This is a genomic window from Myxococcales bacterium, from assembly GCA_016703425.1.
Classification (GTDB): Bacteria; Myxococcota_A; Polyangia; order Polyangiales; family Polyangiaceae; genus JADJCA01.
The window spans coordinates 172,172-192,246 of sequence record JADJCA010000001.1 but is presented as its reverse complement, the minus strand read 5'-3'; the positions used below and the strand labels follow the sequence as shown (position 1 = coordinate 192,246).

Annotated in this window: 16 protein-coding genes and 1 pseudogene; 7 read left to right on the top strand and 10 right to left on the bottom strand. The window is 68.1% G+C overall.

Going from position 1 to position 20,075, the window contains the following annotated elements; translation table 11 throughout:
- Positions 1-45 precede the first annotated feature (45 nt).
- The 6 genes from IPG50_00795 to IPG50_00770 form a co-directional block, all read right to left on the bottom strand.
- The gene (locus tag IPG50_00795) at positions 46-1,260 is read right to left on the bottom strand and encodes an NADH-quinone oxidoreductase subunit D (GenBank protein ID MBK6690740.1); all 1,215 of its coding nucleotides are present in this window, start codon (positions 1,258-1,260) and stop codon (positions 46-48) included.
- A complete protein-coding gene (locus tag IPG50_00790) occupies positions 1,260-1,862 on the bottom strand; it encodes an NADH-quinone oxidoreductase subunit C (GenBank protein MBK6690739.1) in 603 nt (200 codons plus the stop codon). The genes IPG50_00795 and IPG50_00790 overlap by 1 nt, the downstream gene beginning before the upstream one ends.
- Entirely contained in the window at positions 1,859-2,431 is a 573-nt protein-coding gene (gene nuoB / locus IPG50_00785; GenBank protein MBK6690738.1) for an NADH-quinone oxidoreductase subunit NuoB, read from the bottom strand. The genes IPG50_00790 and nuoB overlap by 4 nt, the downstream gene beginning before the upstream one ends.
- Entirely contained in the window at positions 2,431-2,796 is a 366-nt protein-coding gene (ndhC, locus tag IPG50_00780; GenBank protein ID MBK6690737.1) for an NADH-quinone oxidoreductase subunit A, read from the bottom strand. The genes nuoB and ndhC overlap by 1 nt, the downstream gene beginning before the upstream one ends.
- A gap of 283 nt (positions 2,797-3,079) precedes the next feature.
- A complete protein-coding gene (locus tag IPG50_00775) occupies positions 3,080-4,201 on the bottom strand; it encodes a hypothetical protein (protein MBK6690736.1) in 1,122 nt (373 codons plus the stop codon).
- Positions 4,202-4,342: 141 nt separating this feature from the next.
- On the bottom strand, positions 4,343-5,167 hold the full coding sequence (locus IPG50_00770; GenBank protein MBK6690735.1) for a TIGR02757 family protein: 825 nt from the start codon (positions 5,165-5,167) through the stop codon (positions 4,343-4,345).
- A 169-nt stretch (positions 5,168-5,336) separates the two neighbouring features.
- On the opposite strand from IPG50_00770, the pseudogene IPG50_00765 reads away from it, so the two are divergent.
- Positions 5,337-6,368: pseudogene (locus IPG50_00765) on the top strand (TIGR04552 family protein).
- A 256-nt stretch (positions 6,369-6,624) separates the two neighbouring features.
- Here IPG50_00765 and IPG50_00760 read toward each other — a convergent pair.
- From IPG50_00760 to IPG50_00745, 4 genes are read right to left on the bottom strand one after another with little or no spacing between them, the layout of a single operon-like run.
- Positions 6,625-7,989, bottom strand: coding sequence for a sigma 54-dependent Fis family transcriptional regulator (locus IPG50_00760; GenBank protein MBK6690734.1), 1,365 nt, complete (start codon positions 7,987-7,989; stop codon positions 6,625-6,627).
- A gap of 60 nt (positions 7,990-8,049) precedes the next feature.
- Positions 8,050-12,021: a protein kinase gene (locus IPG50_00755; GenBank protein ID MBK6690733.1), complete on the bottom strand. Its 3,972-nt coding sequence runs from the start codon at positions 12,019-12,021 to the stop codon at positions 8,050-8,052.
- 1 nt (position 12,022) lies between these two features.
- The gene (locus IPG50_00750) at positions 12,023-13,021 is read right to left on the bottom strand and encodes a hypothetical protein (protein ID MBK6690732.1); all 999 of its coding nucleotides are present in this window, start codon (positions 13,019-13,021) and stop codon (positions 12,023-12,025) included.
- A 17-nt stretch (positions 13,022-13,038) separates the two neighbouring features.
- Positions 13,039-14,322: a hypothetical protein gene (locus IPG50_00745; protein ID MBK6690731.1), complete on the bottom strand. Its 1,284-nt coding sequence runs from the start codon at positions 14,320-14,322 to the stop codon at positions 13,039-13,041.
- A gap of 122 nt (positions 14,323-14,444) precedes the next feature.
- On the opposite strand from IPG50_00745, the gene IPG50_00740 reads away from it, so the two are divergent.
- The 6 genes from IPG50_00740 (at position 14,445) to IPG50_00715 (ending at position 19,901) form a co-directional block, all read left to right on the top strand.
- On the top strand, positions 14,445-14,963 hold the full coding sequence (locus tag IPG50_00740) for a DUF507 family protein (GenBank protein ID MBK6690730.1): 519 nt from the start codon (positions 14,445-14,447) through the stop codon (positions 14,961-14,963).
- Positions 14,964-14,994: 31 nt separating this feature from the next.
- Positions 14,995-15,891 (top strand): YicC family protein, encoded by an 897-nt coding sequence (locus IPG50_00735; GenBank protein ID MBK6690729.1) that lies wholly within the window; start codon positions 14,995-14,997, stop codon positions 15,889-15,891.
- A gap of 80 nt (positions 15,892-15,971) precedes the next feature.
- Complete coding sequence (gene gmk / locus IPG50_00730; GenBank protein MBK6690728.1) at positions 15,972-16,682, top strand: guanylate kinase; 711 nt, start codon at positions 15,972-15,974, stop codon at positions 16,680-16,682.
- Entirely contained in the window at positions 16,679-17,584 is a 906-nt protein-coding gene (gene mtnP / locus IPG50_00725) for an S-methyl-5'-thioadenosine phosphorylase (protein MBK6690727.1), read from the top strand. The genes gmk and mtnP overlap by 4 nt, the downstream gene beginning before the upstream one ends.
- A 42-nt stretch (positions 17,585-17,626) precedes the next feature.
- Entirely contained in the window at positions 17,627-18,562 is a 936-nt protein-coding gene (locus IPG50_00720; protein ID MBK6690726.1) for a sugar kinase, read from the top strand.
- A gap of 79 nt (positions 18,563-18,641) precedes the next feature.
- Positions 18,642-19,901, top strand: a complete 1,260-nt coding sequence (locus tag IPG50_00715; protein ID MBK6690725.1) for a hypothetical protein — start codon at positions 18,642-18,644, stop codon at positions 19,899-19,901.
- Positions 19,902-20,075 lie beyond the last annotated feature (174 nt).

The following is a 20,075-nucleotide window of genomic DNA, read 5'->3' as shown; positions in this document are numbered from 1 at the left end:
TTGCGATGAGGTCAGTCGAGGAAGATGCTTGGGCGTCGTGCGCGATCAGTGATCGCACTCTCCGCCGATCATGTTGAGCGAGCCGAAGGTCGGCACGATATCGCTGAGCATGGTGCCGGTGATGAGCTGTTCGAGGCCGCTCGTGATGGCGAAACACGGCGGCCTGATTCGCACGCGGTACGGGGTGCCGCTGCCGTCGGAGACGAGGTAGAACCCGAGCTCGCCGTTGCCGCCTTCGGTGTACGAATAGACCTCGCCGGCGGGGATCTTTGCTCCCTCCATGATCAGCTTGAAGTGCTGAATCGTGGCCTCGATGGTCGTGTAGACGTCCTTCTTCGGGGGCAGAACGAAGCGCGGGTCGTCGCAGTTCATGGGGCCGTCGTCGGGCATGCGCTCCAGCACCTGCTCGAGAATGCGTCGCGATTGGCGGAGCTCGGCGAGGCGCACGAGAAAACGATCGAGGGTGTCGCCGTTCTTGCCGACGGGGACGTCAAACTCGACCTCGTCGTACTTCAGGTACGGGTGCGCCTTGCGCACGTCGTAGTCGACGCCGGTGGCGCGGAGGCACGGGCCCGTCCACGAGAGCGCAATGGCGTCGGCTTGGCTGATCTTCCCGACGCCTTCGAGGCGGTCTAGGAAGATGCGGTTCTTGAGGAGGAGCTTCTCGCCCTCCTCGATGAGACCGATGACCCGAGGCATCGCCGCGCGGCACGCTTCTTTGAACGACGGCGTCGGCGGCGCCGCCATGCCGCCGATGCGGCCGAACGAGTGCGTGAGCCGCGCGCCGGTCTCCTCTTCGAGGATGTCCCAGATCATGTCACGCGCCTTGACGAACCAGAGGAACGGCGTGAACGCGCCGAGCTCCATGGCCATGGCGCCGGTGGAGGTTATGTGATCGCTCATGCGAGCGAGCTCCCCGAGCGCCATGCGGTACCACTGGCTCCGCTCCGGGACGACGAGGCCACAGAGCTTCTCGACGGCCAGCGCGTAGCCGACGTTGTTGAGCATCGGCGACACGTAGTTGAGGCGATCGGTGTACGGGAAGACCTGCGCCCAGGTGCCGCGTTCGCACATCTTCTCGAAGCCGCGGTGCAGGTAGCCGATTTGCACGTCGGCTTTGGTGATGGTCTCGCCGGAGAGCTCCAAGACAATGCGGACGGTGCCGTGCATCGCCGGGTGCGAGGGCCCCATGTTGAGGTGCATGGGCTCGGCGGGAAGCTCGAGCTCTCCGTCTTCGAGCTCGATGTCGATAGGCTCCATCAGCTCGCTCCGTTTTCGTCTTTGGTGGCGGGAAGCCAGTTCTGTCGGCCGAAGCTCATGCCTTCGTCTTCGCGGAACGGCGCGAGCTTCTCGAGGGGCAAACCCGCCTCCTCTTCCGTGCGGTAGGCCACGAGCGGCTGAGTCTTCTGCGCCGGATAGTCCTTGAGGAGCGGGTGCCCCGTGAACTCGGGGTACATGAGGATGCGGCGCAGGTCGGGGTGGCCGCGGAAGGTCACGCCGCTCATGTCGTAGACCTCACGCTCGAACCAGTTGGCGCCGGCCCAGATGGCCGTGACGCTGTCGAGCTCCGCGCCTTCCATCTCTTCGTCGCCGACGCGCGTCTTGACGCGGATGCGGTGGCGCTTCGTCGTCGAGTAGAGGTGCATGACGACCTCCATGCGCGGCGTGCGCTTGGGAAAGTCGACGCCGCACAGATCGATGAACATGTCGAAGTCGAGGGCTGCGTCTTCCCGGAGGAAGGCCGCGACGGCGCGCCATACGCCCGATTCCACGATGGCCGTGTCGTCGCCGAGGTTGTCGTGCGTCTCGAGGATCGCCGCGCCGAAGCGCGCCTTCAGCTTGTCGAGGGCAACCTTGCTCACTTGCTCGCTCCTTCGCGGTCGTCGTGGGCGAGATCGCGCCCGCTGCGGAGCTGCACGAGCGCCGGATCTTGGCGAGGCTTCACGATGCCCGGCGTGCGATCGCCGTGGGCGATCTTGTCTTGCAGCAACATCAGGCCGTCGAGGACCGCTTCCGGCCGTGGCGGACAACCAGGCACGTAAATGTCGCAGCGGATGATTTTGTCGATGCCCGGCACCGTCGTGTAGTTGTCGTAGAAGCCGCCGCAGCTGGCGCACGTACCGAAGGCGAGCACGTACTTCGGATCCATCATCTGCTCGTAGATGCGACGGAGCACCGGCGCTTGCCGCTGGCTGATGGTGCCGACGACCCACAGGAGGTCCGACTGGCGCGGCGAGAAGCGCGGAGCCTCGGCGCCGAAGCGCGCCACGTCGAAGCGAGGCCCGGCGACGCTCATGAACTCCATGCCGCAACAGGCCGTGACGAACGGGTATTGAAAGAGCGAGTACTTGCGCGCCCAGTTGAGCAGGGCGTCAAGCTTCGTGGTCGCGAAGCCGCTCTCGGAGCCGGATAGGGTGACGGTGCGGTTCATCAGGTCTCCCAATCGAGTGCGCCCTTGCGCCAGACGTAAACGAGGCCAACGACAATGACGGCGAGGAAGCCGCCCATCGACGCGAGCGCAGTCCAGCCGAGGGACCGGAACTGAATCGCCCACGGGTAGATGAAGACGGTCTCGATGTCGAAGACCACGAAGAGAATCGCCGTGAGGTAGAACTTCACCGACAGCTTCACGTGCCGGCCGCCGGTGCTCTCCGAGCCGCACTCGCACGGCTGCCTCTTCTCGGCCGTCGGGTTCTTGGGCCCGAGGAACGTGGCGCCGGCCCAGAAGAGCCCCGCCAGCCCGAAGGCGACGAGGATCATCAGGACCAGCGGTCCGTAGGTGGCGACCAGGTTCATCGCGGTCTCCTGTTCGGCGCGCGGCGTGCGCGACGAACGTTCATGGGGCTGTTTCTACTTCTAGGAAGCTGCTCCTAGCGAACCAGTCCACCGAACCTCACGCGACCGACTGCGAAGAGCGAGGGCCGGCGCCCGCAAAGTCCGAGTCTTTCGAACCGGAACTGTGCGAGAAAGCGCGGAAAATCGGACAACGTGTAGTCGTTCCGCGGGGTTATGTCAATGAGTCCCGCGCCCCGGTTCAAGCGAATCGGAGGGCACGACCCCGACCGATTGCGCGTGGCCTTCAGCGCGTGGCTTGCGTCGCGACCCAGGACGTCAGCGCGGGGCCGAGGACCGTCTCGATGCGCCTCATGTCTTCGGCGATCTCGCGCTCGCCAACGCCCGCCGCGAGGGCGTCGCGGAGGCAGGCATAGGCCGCGAGGTGACGCCCGCGGCGAAGGAACGCTTTGCCTAGCATCGGCATGATCTCGCTGGCCGCCCCCCCAAAAGCGAGGGCGCGACGGAGCGGACCCACGGCCTCGCCCGCGCGATCGTTGATGAGGAGCGCCTCGCCGAGCCGACGGAAGAGGTCGGCCGCGGCGACGCCCTCTTGCGCGTATTGAATGCCGATGCGGAAGACCTCTTCCGCTTGCTCGTACTCACCGAGATGGACGCAGGCCGAACCTAGGAGCCCGAGGCCCTTCGAGATCAGCGCGCGCGCATCGGGCGAGAGTGTCTGGCCCTCGGGCGTGCGCAGGAAGATCGAGAGCGGCGCGGGCCACGCGCCCAGGAGACCGATGACCTTGGGCCACTCCTTCTTGAGAGCGGCGGCCTCGGCCTCCGCGACCTTCGACAGATCGATGGCGCTGCGGGCCGGTGCGCTGACGCGGTCGAGCTCCTCGCGGACATGGAGGCGCACGCGCGTGCGGAAGGCGTCGAGATCGTAGAGCTCGTCTTGGCCGTCGCGGGAGACGCCGATTTCGGTGCCTTCCTTGCTGAATACGAGGCGTGTGAGCGAATAGCCGAAGAGCGGCGAGAGCAGGAGGTAGCGGACGCCAATGAAGAGCTGGACCGCTTCGACCTCCGTCTCACGCGTCGGAACCGGCGGGTCGCGATCTTCCTCGATGAGCAAGGCACCGACGAGGCGACGACGGAAGTCTGCGAGCGTCAGCCTTTGCGGCTCAAGCTCCCCTTCTCCGTCGCCCATGCCGACCACGAAGTCGACGAGCGTTTGGTCCGGTGAGCGTCGGTCAACGGTGAGGGCCGTGATGCGAGCGCCGACGATGATGGAGAACGCGAAGAAGCGCTCGCCGACGATCTCGCAGAGAGCCTGGAAGCTCCCGATGCCCTCGCCGATGCGCTCGAACCAGCCGTCGGTTCGGACCGAATCGAGAGAGAATTCCTGACGAAGATCGTTGTCGTGCATGAGGGAAGTCGCCGTGCAGGCGCTCGCGCGGCGCATTCAAGGTACACGAACCACCCGCTCCTTTGTACGGAGAGTTTTCGAGCTTGGGACGCGCCCCTTCGCCGAGCGCGCCGCCTCGCCACCCAACCGGCCGCTTCCACGTCAGGCCCAGTGCCGACAGACCGCTTTTACCCCACAACCCTCGCACCGCTTTAGGTCCCGTCGCGAGGGGCAGCGCTGGAGCATGCCCAGGTGGCAAAGGGCGAAATCGTATTTCGTTGGGTCGGCCGGGTCGTAGATCGCGAGGGCCCGGGTGATTTCCTCGGTCGTCTGCCACGAGAGCCCCTGCCGCTTCGTAAAGCCGAGGTTCCGAGAGAGCTTGTGGATGTGCGTGTCGACGGGGCACAGCAAGACGGCCGGGTCGACGGGCCAGAGCCCCAGGTCGACGCCATCGTTGGGGCGAACCATCCAGCGCAAGAACAGAAAGAGGCGCTTCGAGCCGCTGCTCCGCCTGGGATCGGGCAAGAGGTGCGCGGGACCCCGCCGCTCCTTTGAGGTGAGCTGACCGTGAGCGCGGATGGCGTCGCAGAGCTCTGCGAGCGCTTCGCGAACCGTGCCCTTCTCCTCGAGTCGCGCCGCGAAGAAGCGGCCGATGGAGCCGGCCTCGCGCTGCACGCGGCGCGCTCCATAGAGGAGACCCACGATGTCTTCGTCGCGAAACACGCGGTGCTTCCAGCCGGCGAGGCGCCGCATCAGGTCGTCTCGGTCGTCCGCGACGCGCGTCGGCGTCGGCCCGAGGCGTTGAGCGAGATCCTCGACCTTGGCGCGAATGGTCTTCACGTTCCCAAAGGCGACGAGCGCGCACACGAGCCCCATGAGCTCTTGGTCGAGGGGACGACGAAACCGGTGCACAAGGCCGACGGGATCGGCCGCGAGACGCCGCTGCACATCGCACGTCGCGAGGACCTCCTCGAGGACGGCGCCGATGCGGCGGAGGCGCGCGGCCTCCTTCCCTTCTCCGCGTGCCGGTCTCATCGCTAGCCTCGTCGTGGTTGAGAGGACCCATGGATAGAATCAAGCCGGCGGAAAAACCAGGGTCGCGGCCCCGGCGAAAGGACCCGCATGGCGCCGACAGTTTTCTGTATCGTAGCCGGCGGTGGATGATCGGCTGAAGACCCTCGACGAGCTCTCGCTCTCGGATCTCGAGGCCGTGCGCCTCATCTTGCGCGGCGACTCGGTCATCGATTGGCACCGGCTCAACTTCGCCGACGACGACGAGATCCGCGAGTTCATCGCGGCCCAGGAGTTCCGCCCCGACGACCCCAACGACCGCGCGCGTCTCGAGCAAATCAAGACGGAAGCCATCGTCTACCTGCGCCGCAACTTCGACTACCCGATCCCCAAGCCCGTCGAGGTGGCGAGCTTCGAGGAGCTCTGCCGAATCGCCGGCGGCAAGGGCCATCGGCAGATGTGCGCCTGCACGATCTTGAAGTGCATGCACATCATCCACCACGTGGCCGGCCGCGAGCTGCTCTTCACGCTCCCGCTCTCTGACCAAGAGGTCTTCCACATCGTCGAAGAGAAGGTCTACCGGGTCATCGGCAGCATGCTGGCCGGTGGGTTTCCCATCACCGAGTTCGTCGGCGGCCGCAAACACCAGGACTCGCTCTACACGAAGCTCCTGTCCAAGCAGGAGACCATCGCCGCACAGATCTACGACAAGTTGCGGTTTCGCATCGTGACGCGAACCTTCGACGACATCATTCCGGTCCTCGAATACCTGACGAAGAAGCTCTTCCCATTCAACTACGTCGTCCCCGGTCAGAGCATCAACTCCATGGTGCCCTTCCGAAACTTCGCGATGAACAACCCAAGCCTCCGGGCCATGCTCCCGGAGCTGCAGGGGCCGCGCGACGACGACTTCACGCCCACCGACAACACCTTCACGGCCGAGTCGTACAAGGTCATTCACACAGTGGTCGACATGCCGGTGCGCTTGCCGCCGCGCCTCCTCGAGAAGGCGCCGCCGTCGGCGTGGACCCTCGGCCCCGTCATCTTCGTCATCTGCGAGTTTCAGATCATCGACCGCAACACCGAGGCCAACAACGAGCTCGGAGACGCGTCGCACGCGCAATACAAGGAGCGGCAGAAGAAGGCGGTCATGCGCCGGCTGCAGCTCGGCGTGCGCGAGATGAAGACGCCGCCATCGCGCGTCCCCGAATCGAAGCGCGCACCGAGCGAGCGGCCCGAGACGAAGGAGCCGCCGGTGCGCGAGCGGCCCCAGGCGGCGGCGCCATCGCGGCCGAGCCGCGTCCCGCCGACGGTGCAGAAGCCGGCGCCGCCGCCGTCGAAGCCAACGTTGCCGCGGGCGAGCACGCCGCCGCGCGCGTCGACGAAGACGAGCCGCTCGCCGAGGCCTACGCGCCGCAGGGGGTGAGCGCTACTCAGTCGTCGTCGCCGTCGGCCTCGGCGGCGCGAAGCCCCAGTCGCGCCAGCGTGCGCTGCAAGAAGCGCCGGCTCACGCCGGAAAGCTCGGCGGCGCGGCTCACGTTGCCGCCGGTCTTTTCGAGCATCGCGCGCACGTAGATGCTCTCAAAGGCCTCGAGCCACGCCTCGCGCGCCTCCTTGAGCGGCAGGTGAAGCGGCACGATGGCCTCGATGCCCGCCGGCAGCGCGCGCTTGGCGCTCGCGGCCGCCTGCGTCGCCGGCGTTCCCGTCGTGGGGCCGAAGGCGACGGCGCGCTCGAGCGCGTTGCGCAGCTCGCGCACGTTGCCGGGCCAGGCGCGCTGCTGAAGCGCTTCGACGTAGGCCTGCGGCAACTCGCCGACGCCGCCGAGCTTCTCGTAGAAGCGCGCGGCCAAGAGCGGAATGTCGTCGCGGCGAGCGCGCAGCGGCGGGAGGCGGACCTCGAAGACGGCCAATCGATAGAAGAGGTCTTCGCGAAAGGTGCCTTCGTTGACGGCCTTCGCGAGGGGCCGGTTCGTCGCCGCGACCACGCGCACGTCGATCGGTGTCGCCGTGTTGGCGCCGACGCGCCGAACCGATTTGGTCTCGAGCGCGCGCAGAAGCTTCGGCTGGAGCGCGACCGGCATCTCGCCGATCTCGTCCAAGAAGAGCGTGCCACCGGAGGCCTCCTCGAAGACGCCGCGCCGGTTGGAGACGGCGCCGCTGAAGGCGCCGCGCACGTGACCGAAGAGCTCGCTCTCGACGAGGTGTTCGGGGATGGCGCCGCAGTCGACGGGCACGAAGGGGCCTGCATGGCGCCTGGATGCGGCGTGGAGGGAGCGAGCCACGACGTCCTTGCCGGTGCCCGTCTCGCCGGTCACGAGCAACGTCGAGTCGGTCGGTGCGATGCGCTCCAAGGCCGAATACACGCGCCGCATCTCGAGGCTCGCGCCGAGGAGCTCGCCAAACTCGCCGCGCTCCGAGACGGGCACGAGCATCGGCTCGTCGCCGACCTCGACGCGAAAGGCGCTCTCGCCGACGCGCACGACGGAGCCCGCCGGCACCTCGGCGTCGCGGAAGCGAATGCCATCGACGACGACGCCGTTGGTGCTCTCGCAATCGCGAACGACGATGCTGTCGCCGCGCACGAAGACCTCGCAGTGAAGTCGCGAGACGGTGCGATCGGCGAGCGTGAGATCGGTGCCGGCGCCGCTGCCGACGCGCGCGCCAGAGGCGGGCACCACAGCCCGCTCGCCGCGAGAAGGCCCTTCGACGACGACGAGCTCCACCGAGAGGACGCGTTCTCGACCGGCGAGCTCTTGCGCGACGCGCTCCGTCTTGTCCATGGGCATGGGCTTGAGCATGGGATCCTACCGGAGACGCCCACGGACATGAACCGGCACCGCTCGGCGTGGGGTTGGGCGTCAGCGCCGCTCGGCCTTGGCCAAGAGATCCGCCGCGCCGCGGAGCAGCGAGACAAGCGCCTCGGCCGTCTCGGCCGGCGCCTCCAAACGCAAGCTACCGTTCGGCAGGCGCTCCACGACGAGGCTCTCGAAGAGCGCCCGCACCGCCGCCGCCGACGTCGGCGAAGCGCCCTCGGTCGCCGTCGACAATCTCGCTGGCGGAAGGCTCTCGGGTGCCGGCGCGATGGGATCGTCGGTGCCCGTTGGCGTCGGCGCACCGCCCTCCACCGCCGCGTCGGCTTCCGGCGCCGCCACGGCCTCCGGCGGCAGCACCTTGGCGAGCGACGTCAGAAACGAGGCCGAACGCTCGAAGCGGATCGAGTCGTCGTCGCTCTCGAAGAGTCCGCGAAAGAGCGCTCGCTTGTCGCCTACGAGGCCGCGCACGCGCGCCTCGATGCCGTCGGCCGACGAGAACAGGTAGACGGACACGGGGCGCTTCTGGCCAAAACGATGGACGCGGCCGATGCGCTGTTCGAGCACCGCCGGGTTCCAAGGGAACTCGAGGTTGACGAGCGCCGACGCCGCGCGCTGCAGGTTGAGGCCCACTCCGCCAGCGTCGGTGAGGAAGAGCAAGCGGAACGCCGGGTCGTCGTGGAAGCGGAGCACGTTCTCGCGTCGGCGCTTGTCGGGCTCCGCCCCTGTGAAGAAGCCGGTCGTCAGCCCGCTCGCGGCCACGAGATCGTGCACGGCCCAATTGGCCCACTTGAGCATGCGTCGCCACTGGCTAAAGACGACGACCTTGAGTCCTTGCGCCACGACCAGCTCACGAACGAGCTCGCGAAACTCCTCGAGCTTGGGGCTTCCGAGCGTGGCCAGGGTGTCCTTCGGCGAGACATCCTTGAGCGCGGCCCAGTGTTCTTCGTCGGCCGGCAAGATGGCGGCATTGCAAAGCATCCGCTGGAGGTTCAAGAGCTTCATGAGCTGCAGGAACTCGGGCGGCCGGAGCGGCCGCCTTTGCCTTATCGACACGAGGGCCGCGATTTCCCGGTTGTAGAGATCATGATCAGCGCGCTGCGCGGAGCCCATGGGCAATGCGCGCTCGTGATCGCTGCGCTCCGGGAGCTGCGAGAGGACCTCGGCGCGCGTGCGCCGAACCACGAAGGGTTCGATGCGCTCTCGCAGCGTCGCGAGGTTCTTCGCGCCAGTGACGGTGGTCGAGCCGTCGGAGCGCTCCGCGTGGAAGCAGTCGAGGCGCCACTTGGGCTCCATGGCGTGGTCGTCGAGCCACTCGACGAGCGAGGCGAGCTCGTCGAGGCGATTCTCGAACGGCGTGCCGGTGACGACCCATCGGTAGGTCGGCGTCATGGACTTCATGACGAGGCTCGTCTTCGCCGCCCAGTTCTTGATGCGCTGCGCTTCGTCCAAGACCATGAGGTCGGGCCGGAACGCGCGCACCGCCTCGGCGTCACGAACCACCTGCTCGTAGTTCATGAGCACCATGCCCCGCTTGGTGCTTCGCAGGGCCCGCTCGCGGTCTTTCGCTGGACCGTCGACGAGCGTCACCTCTTCGCTCGAGACCTCCTGCCATTCGCGGGCCCACTGATCTTTGAGCGGCGCCGGCACGACGATGAGCGCTCGCTCGATGGAGCCCGAAGCGAAGAGCGCGCTCGCGGCGGCAATGACCTGCGTCGTCTTGCCGAGTCCCATGTCGTCGCCAAGGAGCAGGCGACCGCTGTACAAGAGGCGGCTCACGCCTTCCTTTTGGTAAGGAAAGAGCGCGCGCTTTCCGCGCATCGCCCGCGAGTGGCGCGCCGAAAGCGACGCGTTGGTGGCAAAAACGGTCTGCCGCGCGACGCGTGCGTCGAGCTCCTCGACGACAGCGGCCGCCGCAGGGCTCACGGCGTCGCCGAGCTTGCGAACGAGCTTTCGCGCGTGAGCGGCGAACGGCGCCGCGGAGGCGACATCCCCGTTGGCGCGGTGGAGGCCTTCGTAGACCTCCTGGAAGAAGAGCTCGGCGCCCGGCACGCGCGCTGTCAGGAAGAGCCTCCAGAAGGGTTCGCCGGCGCCGAGCCAAGGGCGGATCGGGTCCCAGTCGAGCGTGGGCCGCGGCGCGAACTTGGAAGCGCCCGCTCCGCTCGCCGCGTCGCCAGCATTCGCGCGCACGAAGACCGTGTGTTTGCAGAGGCCAAGCGCGTTTCGCAGAAAGTCGGCGCAAGAGCACGACGCCTCGCCGGGGCCGTCGCCATACACCGCGACGTTGTATTCGCGCGCCGCGCCGGTCTCGACGACGTAGCGACCAGCGGCCACGCGCCGCGCTTTCCCGGCGAAGGCCTCGCCCGATGCGACGCGCCTCTTGATGGCTTCGGTCATCCCGAGGCGCGCTTCGACGTCGTCGGGCGAGCGCTCGAGGACGTAGCGGGCCCAGGCGCCGGGCGGTGTGATCTTGGCCGCCGTGAACCGCGCCAAAAGCTCGCGCGCCATCTCCGTCGCGGTCTCCACCGGGGCCGCACGCCGCGACGCGTTTCCGTCTTTCATTTGCGACCGTAAGGATTCGGCGGGGGGCGGCGGCGGGTCGGCGAGATCGAGCGGAGGCCTCGCTTTGCCATCGGGCCGCACCGACTTCGGACGCCCCGGCGCAGGCGCCGTAGGCGTTGGCGCGGGGGCGGACGGTAACGCTGCGGCGACGTTCTTCTCCGGCGGGGGCGTCGTCGTCGCTTCGACTGTGGGCCCGTCGCTGGTCCTCGGCGCCGCGATCCGCTCGGGCTCGGAAAATGCTGCCGGCATAGACCGTGCGGGAACGGACGGTGGCGCCGAAGTCCCGCGAAGCGCGAAGGCCAAGGCGGCCACCAGGACGACGCCAACGAGCCCCGCGGCCACGAACGTGCCCTTCGGCGTGCGGCGCGGAAGCCCCACGCCGCGAAGCGATATGCTCCCTTCCACGACCGGCCCCGCGGGCGGCGGCGTGACCGCGATCACAGTGGACGCCTCGGGTATCATGGTCGGGCCCGAGCCGGCGTCCTCGGGGTTGCGCATCCGCTCGCGAAGCTGTTCGCGACGAGCGTCGAGGGCCGGGCCGAGGACGGCTTTCACAAAGGCCGCCACGTCGCGATGCGTCCCGACGAGGCCGACCGACGCCCTCTCGAGGGCGGACAGAAGCTCGGTCATCGTGCTGAAACGCGCCGACTTCGACTTCTCGAGCGCCTTCGCGATCACCTCATCGAGGGGCCGCAACGCAAGGTTGACCTCCGAGACGGGCCGGGCCTTGTGGCGCTGCACGCGTTCAACCGTTTCGAGGTCGCCGTCGACGCGAAAGAGGCGCTTTTGCGATAGCGCTTCCCAAGCGACGACACCCAACGAGAAAACATCGAGGCGCGCGTCAATCGCCTGACCGCGGAGCGCCTCCGGGGCCGCGTAAGCGATCTTCCCCTTGAAGACGCCCTCCGACGTCGCGTAGCCGTCGGCGCGCTTGTATTTCGCAACCCCAAAGTCGCCGACGCGCGTGACGCCATCGGCGCCAACGAGGAGGTTCTCTGGCGAGACGTCGCGATGAACGACCCCGAGCTTCACGCCAGCCTCGTTCTCGAGCTCGTGCGCGGCCGCGAGGCCCGCCGCGGAATCGAGCAAGATACGGAGTACGACGCCGATTGGCGCGGGTACGCCGGCTTCAAGGGCCCGCGACAGGAGCTGCGCCAGCGAGGCGCCCTCGATGTACGGCATGACCAGCGTCACGGTGTCGTCGGACACTTCGACATCGCGAACCTCGACCACGTTGGCGTGATGGATGCGCGAAGCGAGCAGCGCCTCTTCGACGATGGCGCGCCGCGCGTCGATGTCGAGGGCGAGGTGCGGGTGCGCTTCCTTCAACGCCACGAGCTGACGGAAACCGAGCGCGCCCTCCAGGACGCCGACATGCACCGTGCCCATCCCGCCGGCCGCGAGGCGAAGGAGCTTCTTGTAGGCGCGCGGGGCGCGGGGAGCTCCACTCGCGGTCACGCTAGAAGCTCCCAAGCGCGAAGACGCCGTTCGGTGTCACGCCGACGCGCGCGCGCGCGGGGCGCCAGTCGACAAAGACGAGACCAAGCGCCGCGGTGATCACGCCAAGACCGCCGGTGGCCGCGAGGAGCACGTTGGTGCGCGTCCTTGCCGACGTGCCCTCACGGGAGAGCGCCGCACACCCGTCGCTCTCGAACGAGCTGCACCTCTTGGCCACGAAGTCGTCGTGGAGGGAGCGAGTGTCAAGGGCGGACCAGGTGGCAGCGGCCCCCGCGAGGACGGTGAGTCCGCCGGCTGCAAAGAAGAACGCCGGAGACACGCCCCCCTTTCGGGCATCTTCGCGTGGCGGCGTCGGATTCGGCGCCGCGCCCGGCGGCGTCGGCGGCGTCGCAGGCGCTGATGCGGGAGCGCCCTCGGACGCGGCGCGCGCGGTCTTGCCCGAGAAGGTCGCTTCTGTCGTCGCGCCTGCACCAACGACGATGAGGCGCTGCTCTGTCTCACCGGCCACCTGGACCACGACGGTGTGTTGCCCCGCGCGCACCCATTGCTCTAGCTCGACGGGAAGCGGCGCACCGTCGAGCGTCGCGAGGCACGAGCCCTTGGGCAAACACGCGATGCGGAGCTGGCCCGCCCGCGCGATGAACTTGGAGCGCGCCGTCTCGACGCGGGGCGTTGTCTTCGCGTCGAGCGCGCGACCTCGGGCTCGCGCGACGAGCTCCATGCCGAGGCCGGGTTCGTCGGCCAGCATCGCTGCGTCGAGCGCTGCCGCGAACGCGACGTCGCTGGGCACCTCCGCGTCAGCCCGCGCAAAGGCCTCGGCGGCGCGCCGGTAGTTGCCCTGCTTGTGGAGCCGTGCACCTTGGGCGTAGGCGTCACGGGCGCGCGACTCGGCATCTTCGGCGCCGGCGTGCGGTGACGCGCAGGCCGCCGCCGCGGCGACCGCCACGCCTAAGACGCGGGCGAGCCGCGGCCGGGCTGTCTCGACGCCTCGCGCTCTCATCGGCTCATTTCCCTCGCTCATTCGCCACGGTCACTCGACAGGGTCACTCGACAGGGTAGAGCGGCGGCGGCTTGTGAGGGCACGAGCACGCGCACAAGCGGAACGCCTACCACGAGGAGGAGGAACACGACGCCAGCCACTGCGGCCGCCGTGTAGCCGCGCTTGACGACAAGCTCGTCGGCGGAGGCGATGGCCTTCTCCACCTGCAGAACGGCGCGCTCCTTCTCTTGGCGTTCGCGCACGAGGCCCTCAACCGACATGCGCGCGCCGTCGAAGTCGGCGCCGAAGGTCTTGTTGTCCATGAGCGCGGTGCGGCCGAAGTCGCTGAGCGCCACGCGAAGGCGCTTGTGCGCGTCATCGACGCCCGCCGACCGCGTGCTCGTCTGCCGGCGCAGCCGCTCGGCCGCGTCGCCGCGAGCCTTTCGCAAGGGTCCCGCTTCGCGCTCGACGGCGGCGCGTGCGGCGCGAGGCGCGTCGAGCTTGCGCTTGGCCGCGGCGAGCAGCGGCGTCAGGCGTTCGAGCTCAGCCTCTTGCGCCGCGCGCTCGGCGTCGCGCTCGGGTCCCACGGCCCCTGCCCTCGCCTCAATCTCGAGCCGCTTGAGTCGCGCCTCGGCCCGCTTCCTAGAGTCTTCGAGCTTGGCGAGCTCCGCCTCGAGGTCCTTGGAGTCGGCGTCGATCTTGGCGATGCGCGCGTCGAGCGCCGACAGCTTCCCGTCGACCTCCGCGCACACCCTCTTGAAGTTCTCGTGCTCGCTCGCCAGCGCGCTGTCGCGCGAGAACAGGAGCGCCTCGACCTCCGCGATGGGCATGAGGGCGCGCGAATAGACCGGATTGGACTCGGCGACGCTGCGGGCGCGCTCGGCGAAGGCCACGATGGCGTCTTCGACGCTGGATTCGAGGGCTGTTACGCGCGCCTTGCGCTCCGCGAGCTCGAGGCGAAGCTCCGCCTGCCGCTTCCGCACGCGCAAGCTGTAGAGCGGCGTCAGGTAGATCTGCGTCGGCGGTTCGCCGTAGTCGGCGAAGGCGCGGATCTCGAAAGGGTCGAAGCCGTCTTCATCGAGGCCGATGTTCCGATGCAGCGCCGTTTGCGTGGCCGCGCGCGGCACCGCCAGCTGCCCGTCGGCGCCGATGCGAAGGCCCGTCTGCTTGCCCTGCTGCCTCGCGAGGCCAGGGGCCAAAGACCCGCTCGGTCCCTTGAGGTCGAGGTCGAAAGCGCCGACGGCGGAAATCGCGGCGCCGCAGCGCGGGCACGCCGTCGCTTCGGCCGGCAGGCTCGATTGGCACCGGGGGCAATCGCTCATTCGATGGCCCAAGATGCTATCGCGGTCCCGCGCCCCGGGCCCAGCGGCCGGCGGTATTTTTCGGCGTGAGAACCGGCGGTTTTCCCGAGCGGGCCGTGGAAAAACCGGTAACCTCCGCGCCCATGAAGCTCTACGGGAGCCACGTGACCCCCATCGCGCAAGAGATCGTCCGCTTGCTGACCTCTACGACCGACCACGGCATCGAGGCGGAGAGCCCGCGCGAGGTCATCCTGGACATCGAGGCGGTCCTCAAGAACTACCTCGCCGTCGAGAAGGACGTGAACGACAAGGCCAAGGAGCTCCTCGATCGGACAGGCCGCTCGATGGATCAGTACCAGAAGGTTCGCGAGCAGATCGCCGAGTCAAAGGGCATCCGCGTCGGCGACGAGATGCTCGACCACCTCTTGGACGAGATCGTCTCGAGCTTCCACCGCTCCCCCCACGTCGACGAGATCTACGACGAAGACGTCGAGCTGCGCCGCAAGATGGCGCCCATCTTCAAGAAGCACTTCGGCGCCGAAGACAGCCTCGAGTCGGAGATTCGCGCCCAGCTCAAGCACGTTCAAGAAGGAACGCCGCTATGGGAAATCGAGCACGCCCGCGTCGCCGAGCAAATCCGGCGCAAGCGCGGCCTCGCCTGAAGGGCGCGACTTCTTCGATGAAGAGCAGGCCATGAAGAGCATGACCGGCCACGGTCTCGGGTCGGCGCCGCTCAGCGACGAAAACCCCGCCCGCGGCGCCCTCGAGGTCGAGCTCCGAACGGTCAATCACCGCTTCCTCGACGTGCGTGTGCGCGTCCCGCGCGAGCTCTCCGACTACGGCACGCTCTTCGAACAGATGGCCCGCGAGGCGCTCGCTCGCGGCCGCGTCGACATCACCGTCCGCGCCGAGCTGCAGGCCGGCGCGCGTCCCGTCCTCGACCGCGACCGGGCCAAGGCGGCGTACCGCGAGCTGTGCGCCTTGCGCGACGAGGTGGCGCCCGGCGCCGACGTGCCGCTGTCGCTGCTCGCGGGCATCCCTGATCTGTTCGCGAGCACGGTGCGCCGCGAGGACGAAGACGCCATCCGCCTCGCGGCGCGCAAAGCCTTCGACGCCGCGCTCGCGTCGCTCGGCGAAATGCGCGCGCGCGAAGGCGCCGCCCTCGCCGCCGATCTGCTCTCGCGGCTCACGCGCATCGGCGAGCTCGCCGACGCCGTCGAGGCGCGGGCCCCGGAAATCTTGGACGGCCACAAGAAGCGCCTCGCCGAACGGGCCCACCGGCTCAAGGCCTCGGTCGAAGGCGGCGGCGCCATCGACGACGCCCGACTCGAGACGGAGATCGCCCTCTTCGCCGCCCGCGTCGACGCCCCCGAGGAGCTGACGCGGCTCCGCGCGCACTGCGCCCAAGTCGGCGGCATGTGGGCCAAAGAGGGCAGCGTGGGTCGGCGCCTCGAGTTTTTGCTGCAAGAAATGCAGCGCGAGGCCAACACCACGGCGGCGAAGTGCGCCGATGCTCGCGTTTCTCACGCCATTGTCGACATCAAGGCGGAGATCGAGCGCATGCGCGAACAGGTCCAAAACATCGAGTAACGCGCTTCGCGATCCCTGACGAGGGAAGGTGGTTTTCTGGAGGCCTCGCGGCCGCCAAGAGGGCTAGAATGGCGCTCCCCATGCTTCCTGCGCCGACGGTCCTCACGGGCCTGACTCACGCGAGCGACTTTTTGCTCATCATCCTCTCGTCACCGAGCGGCGCCGGGAAGACGACGCTGTGCCGGCGGCTTCAGGAGAAATTCCCCGACCTCACCTTCAGCGTCTCGCATACGACGCGCAAGGCGCGACCGAAAGAGGTCGACGGCCGCGACTACCATTTCGTGTCGCGGGAGCAGTTTGAAGGGCTCATCGCCGAGGGCGCCTTCGTCGAGTGGGCCGAGGTGCACGGCAACCTCTACGGCACGTCCCTCGCGGAGATCGAACGCGCCAAGCGCGCCACCGATTGCGGCGGCCTCATCTTCGACATCGACTACCAGGGCGCTCGCCAGATCCGCGCGAAGGTCCCCGACGTCGTGGCCGTCTTCATTCTGCCGCCGTCGATGGACGAGCTCTTGCGCCGCCTTCGCGGCCGCGCCAGCGAGACGGAAGACGTTGTGCAGCGGCGCTTTCAGGTCGCCAAGCGCGAGATCGAGCACTACGCGCTCTTCGACTACATCCTCGTGAACGACACGCTCGACCGCGCGTCGGAGACGCTCTTTGGCATCGTCCACGCGGAGCGCACGCGCCGCGAGCGACGCGCGCCTTTGGCAGAGATGCTCCTTCGCGCCGACGTCACGTCGCCGGGGCGAGAGCACAAACACGAGCGGGAGCGGGAGCCAAAGGACTCATGAACGTCCTCGGCGTCATCGGCGGCAGCGGCCTCTACGAGCTTCCTGGCCTCGCCAACGTCGAGACGGTCGCCGTCGACACGCCGTACGGCGCGCCGAGCGACGTCCTCGTTCGCGGGACCCTCGGCGACACGGTGCTCCTTTTTTTGCCCCGCCACGGCCGCGGCCACCGCGTTCCGCCCCACCGCATCAACTACCGCGCGAACGTGTGCGCGATGAAGCTCTCGGGCGCGACGCACCTCGTGAGCGTCAGCGCCGTGGGCTCGATGCGCGAGGCGATCGTGCCGGGGCACCTCGTTGTGCCCGATCAAACCATCGACCTCACCAAGGGCCGCACCTCGACGTTCTTCGACGACGTAGCCGTCCACGTGCCTTTCGCCGACCCCGTGTGCAAAGACCTCGCCGAGGCCCTCGCGACGGCGGCGGAGCGCGGAGACCCCACGGGCACCGTGCACCGCGGCGGCACGTACCTCTGTATGGAAGGCCCGCAGTTTTCGACGCGGGCCGAGAGCTTGCTCTACCGGTCGTGGGGCGTGTCGGTCATCGGCATGACCGCGCTTCCCGAGGCGAAGCTCGCCCGCGAGGCCGAGCTGCCTTACGCGACGTTGGCCCTCGCCACCGACTACGACTGCTGGCACGAGAGCGAGGAGGATGTCTCCGTCGAAGCCGTCTTGGCCGTGATGCGGGCCAACGTGGAGCGCGCCAAGCGGGCCTTGGTTGAGCTGGAGCCGCGGCTTCCGGACGCCAAAAAGAGCCGCGCTCACGACATCTTGGCGGGGGCCTGCTCACGGCGCCGGCGGCCATCCCGGAAGATGCGCGCCAGCGCCTCCGGTGGCTCCTCAAGGGACCGCTTTCGGAGTAAGGTCCCGCCCGCCGTTTCGTTTGTTACGCAAGCTCGCCTCTGACTAGCCGGTGCTAGGCGGCGGCGCGCCCTGCCAGGAGTCTCCGTGCAAACAGAATCATCCGCGCTCATCGTTGGCTCGCTCGCGTTCGACGACCTCGAAATGCCCACCGGCAATTTCGATAACGTCCTCGGCGGCGCGGCCACCTATTCGTCGCTCGCCGCCTCGCTCTTGGCCCCGGTCCGCATCGTCGGCGTCGTCGGGTCCGACTTCGGCGAGGAGCACCTTCGGATGATGCAGGCCCGCGGCATCGACACCCACGGCGTCGAGCGCGCGTCAGGCAAGACCTTCCGCTGGCGTGGCCGCTACGCGGCCGACCTCCTCAGCCGCACAACGCTCGACACGCAGCTCAACGTCTTCGCCGACTTCCGCCCGAAGATCCCCGCCGCCTACAAGAAGAGCGACTTCGTCCTCCTCGGAAACATTCACCCGGCGCTGCAGCTCGAGGTCTTGGACCAGATCGAAAAGCCGCGGCTGACGCTCGCCGACACGATGAACTTTTGGATCTCCGGCGAGCCCAAGCTCCTCGCCGAGATGCTCCGCCGCATCGACCTCTTGATCATCAACGAGGAAGAAGCGCGCGACCTCTCGGGCATCCACAACGTCTCGCGCGCCGCCGCCGACATCCTGCGCCGCGGCCCGTCGCGCCTCATCATCAAGCGCGGCGAATACGGCGCCATGCTCTTCGACAACTCCGGCATGTTCTTCGTGCCCGGCTACCCGCTCGAGGAGGTCCTCGACCCCACGGGCGCCGGCGACACCTTCGCGGGAGGCCTCCTGGGCTACCTCACGAAACACTCCGACCCGTCCCCCAACGCTGTTCGCCGCGCCATGTTCTTCGCGTCGGCGCTCGCGTCGTTCTGCGTCGAGGAGATCGGCACGCGGCGCCTCACGGGCGTATCGAAGGCCGACCTCAAGAAGCGCGTCGAAGGCTTCGTCCGGCTCGTCGACTTCGGCGGGAACCTCGTGCTCGCGGACTGACCCGCGGCTCGTCCCCCTACGCCTCTCTCTCCTCGCCAAGACTCTTCGCTTGTTGCCGCCTGCCTCGGAGCTCCGGTCCATGAAACGATCTCACTTCATCGTTCTCGGTCTTGCCACCACGGGCCTCACGGCGCTCGTCTTCGCCTGCGGCTTCGACCCGCCGGAGAAGAACCCGACGCCGCCGACGGGCGCCAGCGGTGGCTGCTTCGCAGGCCCCGGAGAGTTCCCGACGCCGGACTGCGATCCGCGCCCCGCCGGTCCCGACGGCAAGCCCCTCGCCGAGTGCCCGGCGACGGCGAGCGGCATCTGCTCCGAGACGAAGACCTCGAGCTGCTGCAAGATCGAAGCGAAGTGCGGCGATCAGTCGACGTGCATGCCCCTCTCGGACAACAAGGGCAAGTCGGTCATCGATCTGCGCATGCGCCGCCTCAACATCGCAGCGCCGGCGGCCCTCGCCGATCCGTTCATCCAGAACGTCGTCGTCACCAAGAACCTCGACCTCAAGGCCAATGGCAAGGGCGGACCCTTCTGTGGCGAAACAGGGCAAGGCGCGTTCAACTGGCTGCTCCGCGTCGACAAGACAGCCGGCGAGATGACCACGGGAGGGGCGCCGCCCGTCGATGATCCGTTCGCCAAAGGCTATTGCTTCTACCAGCAGAAGCGCGGGTCCATCACCGTCGAGTCGGCGAAGAGCAAGGCGACGTTCACGGGCGACAGCTTCGACACGGCCTCGATCCCCAAGCTGAACGTGCCGATCTTCGTCGGTGGCGACATCAACAATGTCGTCGTTTTGCCGCTCAGCGACGCGACCTTCAAGAAGATCACCATTTCGGCTGACGGCAATTGTGTTGGCAAGTTCGCGCCCGGTGGCGTCTCCAAGGACTGCAGCGACGACCCGACGGCGTGCCAAAAGTGGCACACGGCCGGGAGCCTTGGCGCGTACATCACGATCGAAGAGGCCGACGAGGTCGAGGTCCGCGACTTGAGCTCGAGCTTGTGCGTCGTCCTCACGAAGGCGCCCAAGAACGCGCAGAACAAGTGCCCCCGCGGCGCCGACGGCAAGGTGGCGGCGAAGGGCGACTATTGCTCGACGTCGAAGAAGGCTGGCGACTGCGCCGACTCCTTCTGGCTCGCGGCCACGTTCGCGGCTAGCGCGTCGATCATCAACGACGGGTCCAGCACGCCGGAGTGCCAGGGCAAGACGACCACGCCCCCGGACGCTGGCAGCGATGCCACGACGGATGCGTCGGTTGACGCGCCGAGCGACGCACCGGCGTCGACGGACAGCGCGACCGACGCGGCGCAAGACGCGCCGAGCGACGCCGCCACCGGCGGCTGAGCGGCTCGCGTCGCTGACGTCCTCCGCTGACGCAGTCGGCACGCGCGCAATCGCGTCTTCGCCGACGCACGAAGCGGCGCGAATGGGTCCGTCCCCGGCCCAGCGTCAAGGGCGATCAGGATGACCCAAACGGGACGGTTCGTACGCGACCGCACGCGACGCTTTTCGGGCCCC

What these genes read in the sequence shown, in the direction of transcription:
- IPG50_00760 (MBK6690734.1), bottom strand. Translation starts at nt 7,989, where the DNA reads ATGCTCAAGCCCATGCCCATGGACAAGACGGAGCGCGTCGCGCAAGAG.
- IPG50_00775 (MBK6690736.1), bottom strand. Translation starts at nt 4,201, where the DNA reads ATGCACGACAACGATCTTCGTCAGGAATTCTCTCTCGATTCGGTCCGA.
- mtnP (MBK6690727.1), top strand. Translation starts at nt 16,679, where the DNA reads ATGAACGTCCTCGGCGTCATCGGCGGCAGCGGCCTCTACGAGCTTCCT.
- IPG50_00745 (MBK6690731.1), bottom strand. Translation starts at nt 14,322, where the DNA reads ATGAGCGATTGCCCCCGGTGCCAATCGAGCCTGCCGGCCGAAGCGACG.
- IPG50_00715 (MBK6690725.1), top strand. Translation starts at nt 18,642, where the DNA reads ATGAAACGATCTCACTTCATCGTTCTCGGTCTTGCCACCACGGGCCTC.
- ndhC (MBK6690737.1), bottom strand. Translation starts at nt 2,796, where the DNA reads ATGAACCTGGTCGCCACCTACGGACCGCTGGTCCTGATGATCCTCGTC.
- IPG50_00750 (MBK6690732.1), bottom strand. Translation starts at nt 13,021, where the DNA reads ATGAGAGCGCGAGGCGTCGAGACAGCCCGGCCGCGGCTCGCCCGCGTC.
- IPG50_00735 (MBK6690729.1), top strand. Translation starts at nt 14,995, where the DNA reads ATGAAGAGCATGACCGGCCACGGTCTCGGGTCGGCGCCGCTCAGCGAC.
- IPG50_00795 (MBK6690740.1), bottom strand. Translation starts at nt 1,260, where the DNA reads ATGGAGCCTATCGACATCGAGCTCGAAGACGGAGAGCTCGAGCTTCCC.
- IPG50_00740 (MBK6690730.1), top strand. Translation starts at nt 14,445, where the DNA reads ATGAAGCTCTACGGGAGCCACGTGACCCCCATCGCGCAAGAGATCGTC.
- gmk (MBK6690728.1), top strand. Translation starts at nt 15,972, where the DNA reads ATGCTTCCTGCGCCGACGGTCCTCACGGGCCTGACTCACGCGAGCGAC.
- nuoB (MBK6690738.1), bottom strand. Translation starts at nt 2,431, where the DNA reads ATGAACCGCACCGTCACCCTATCCGGCTCCGAGAGCGGCTTCGCGACC.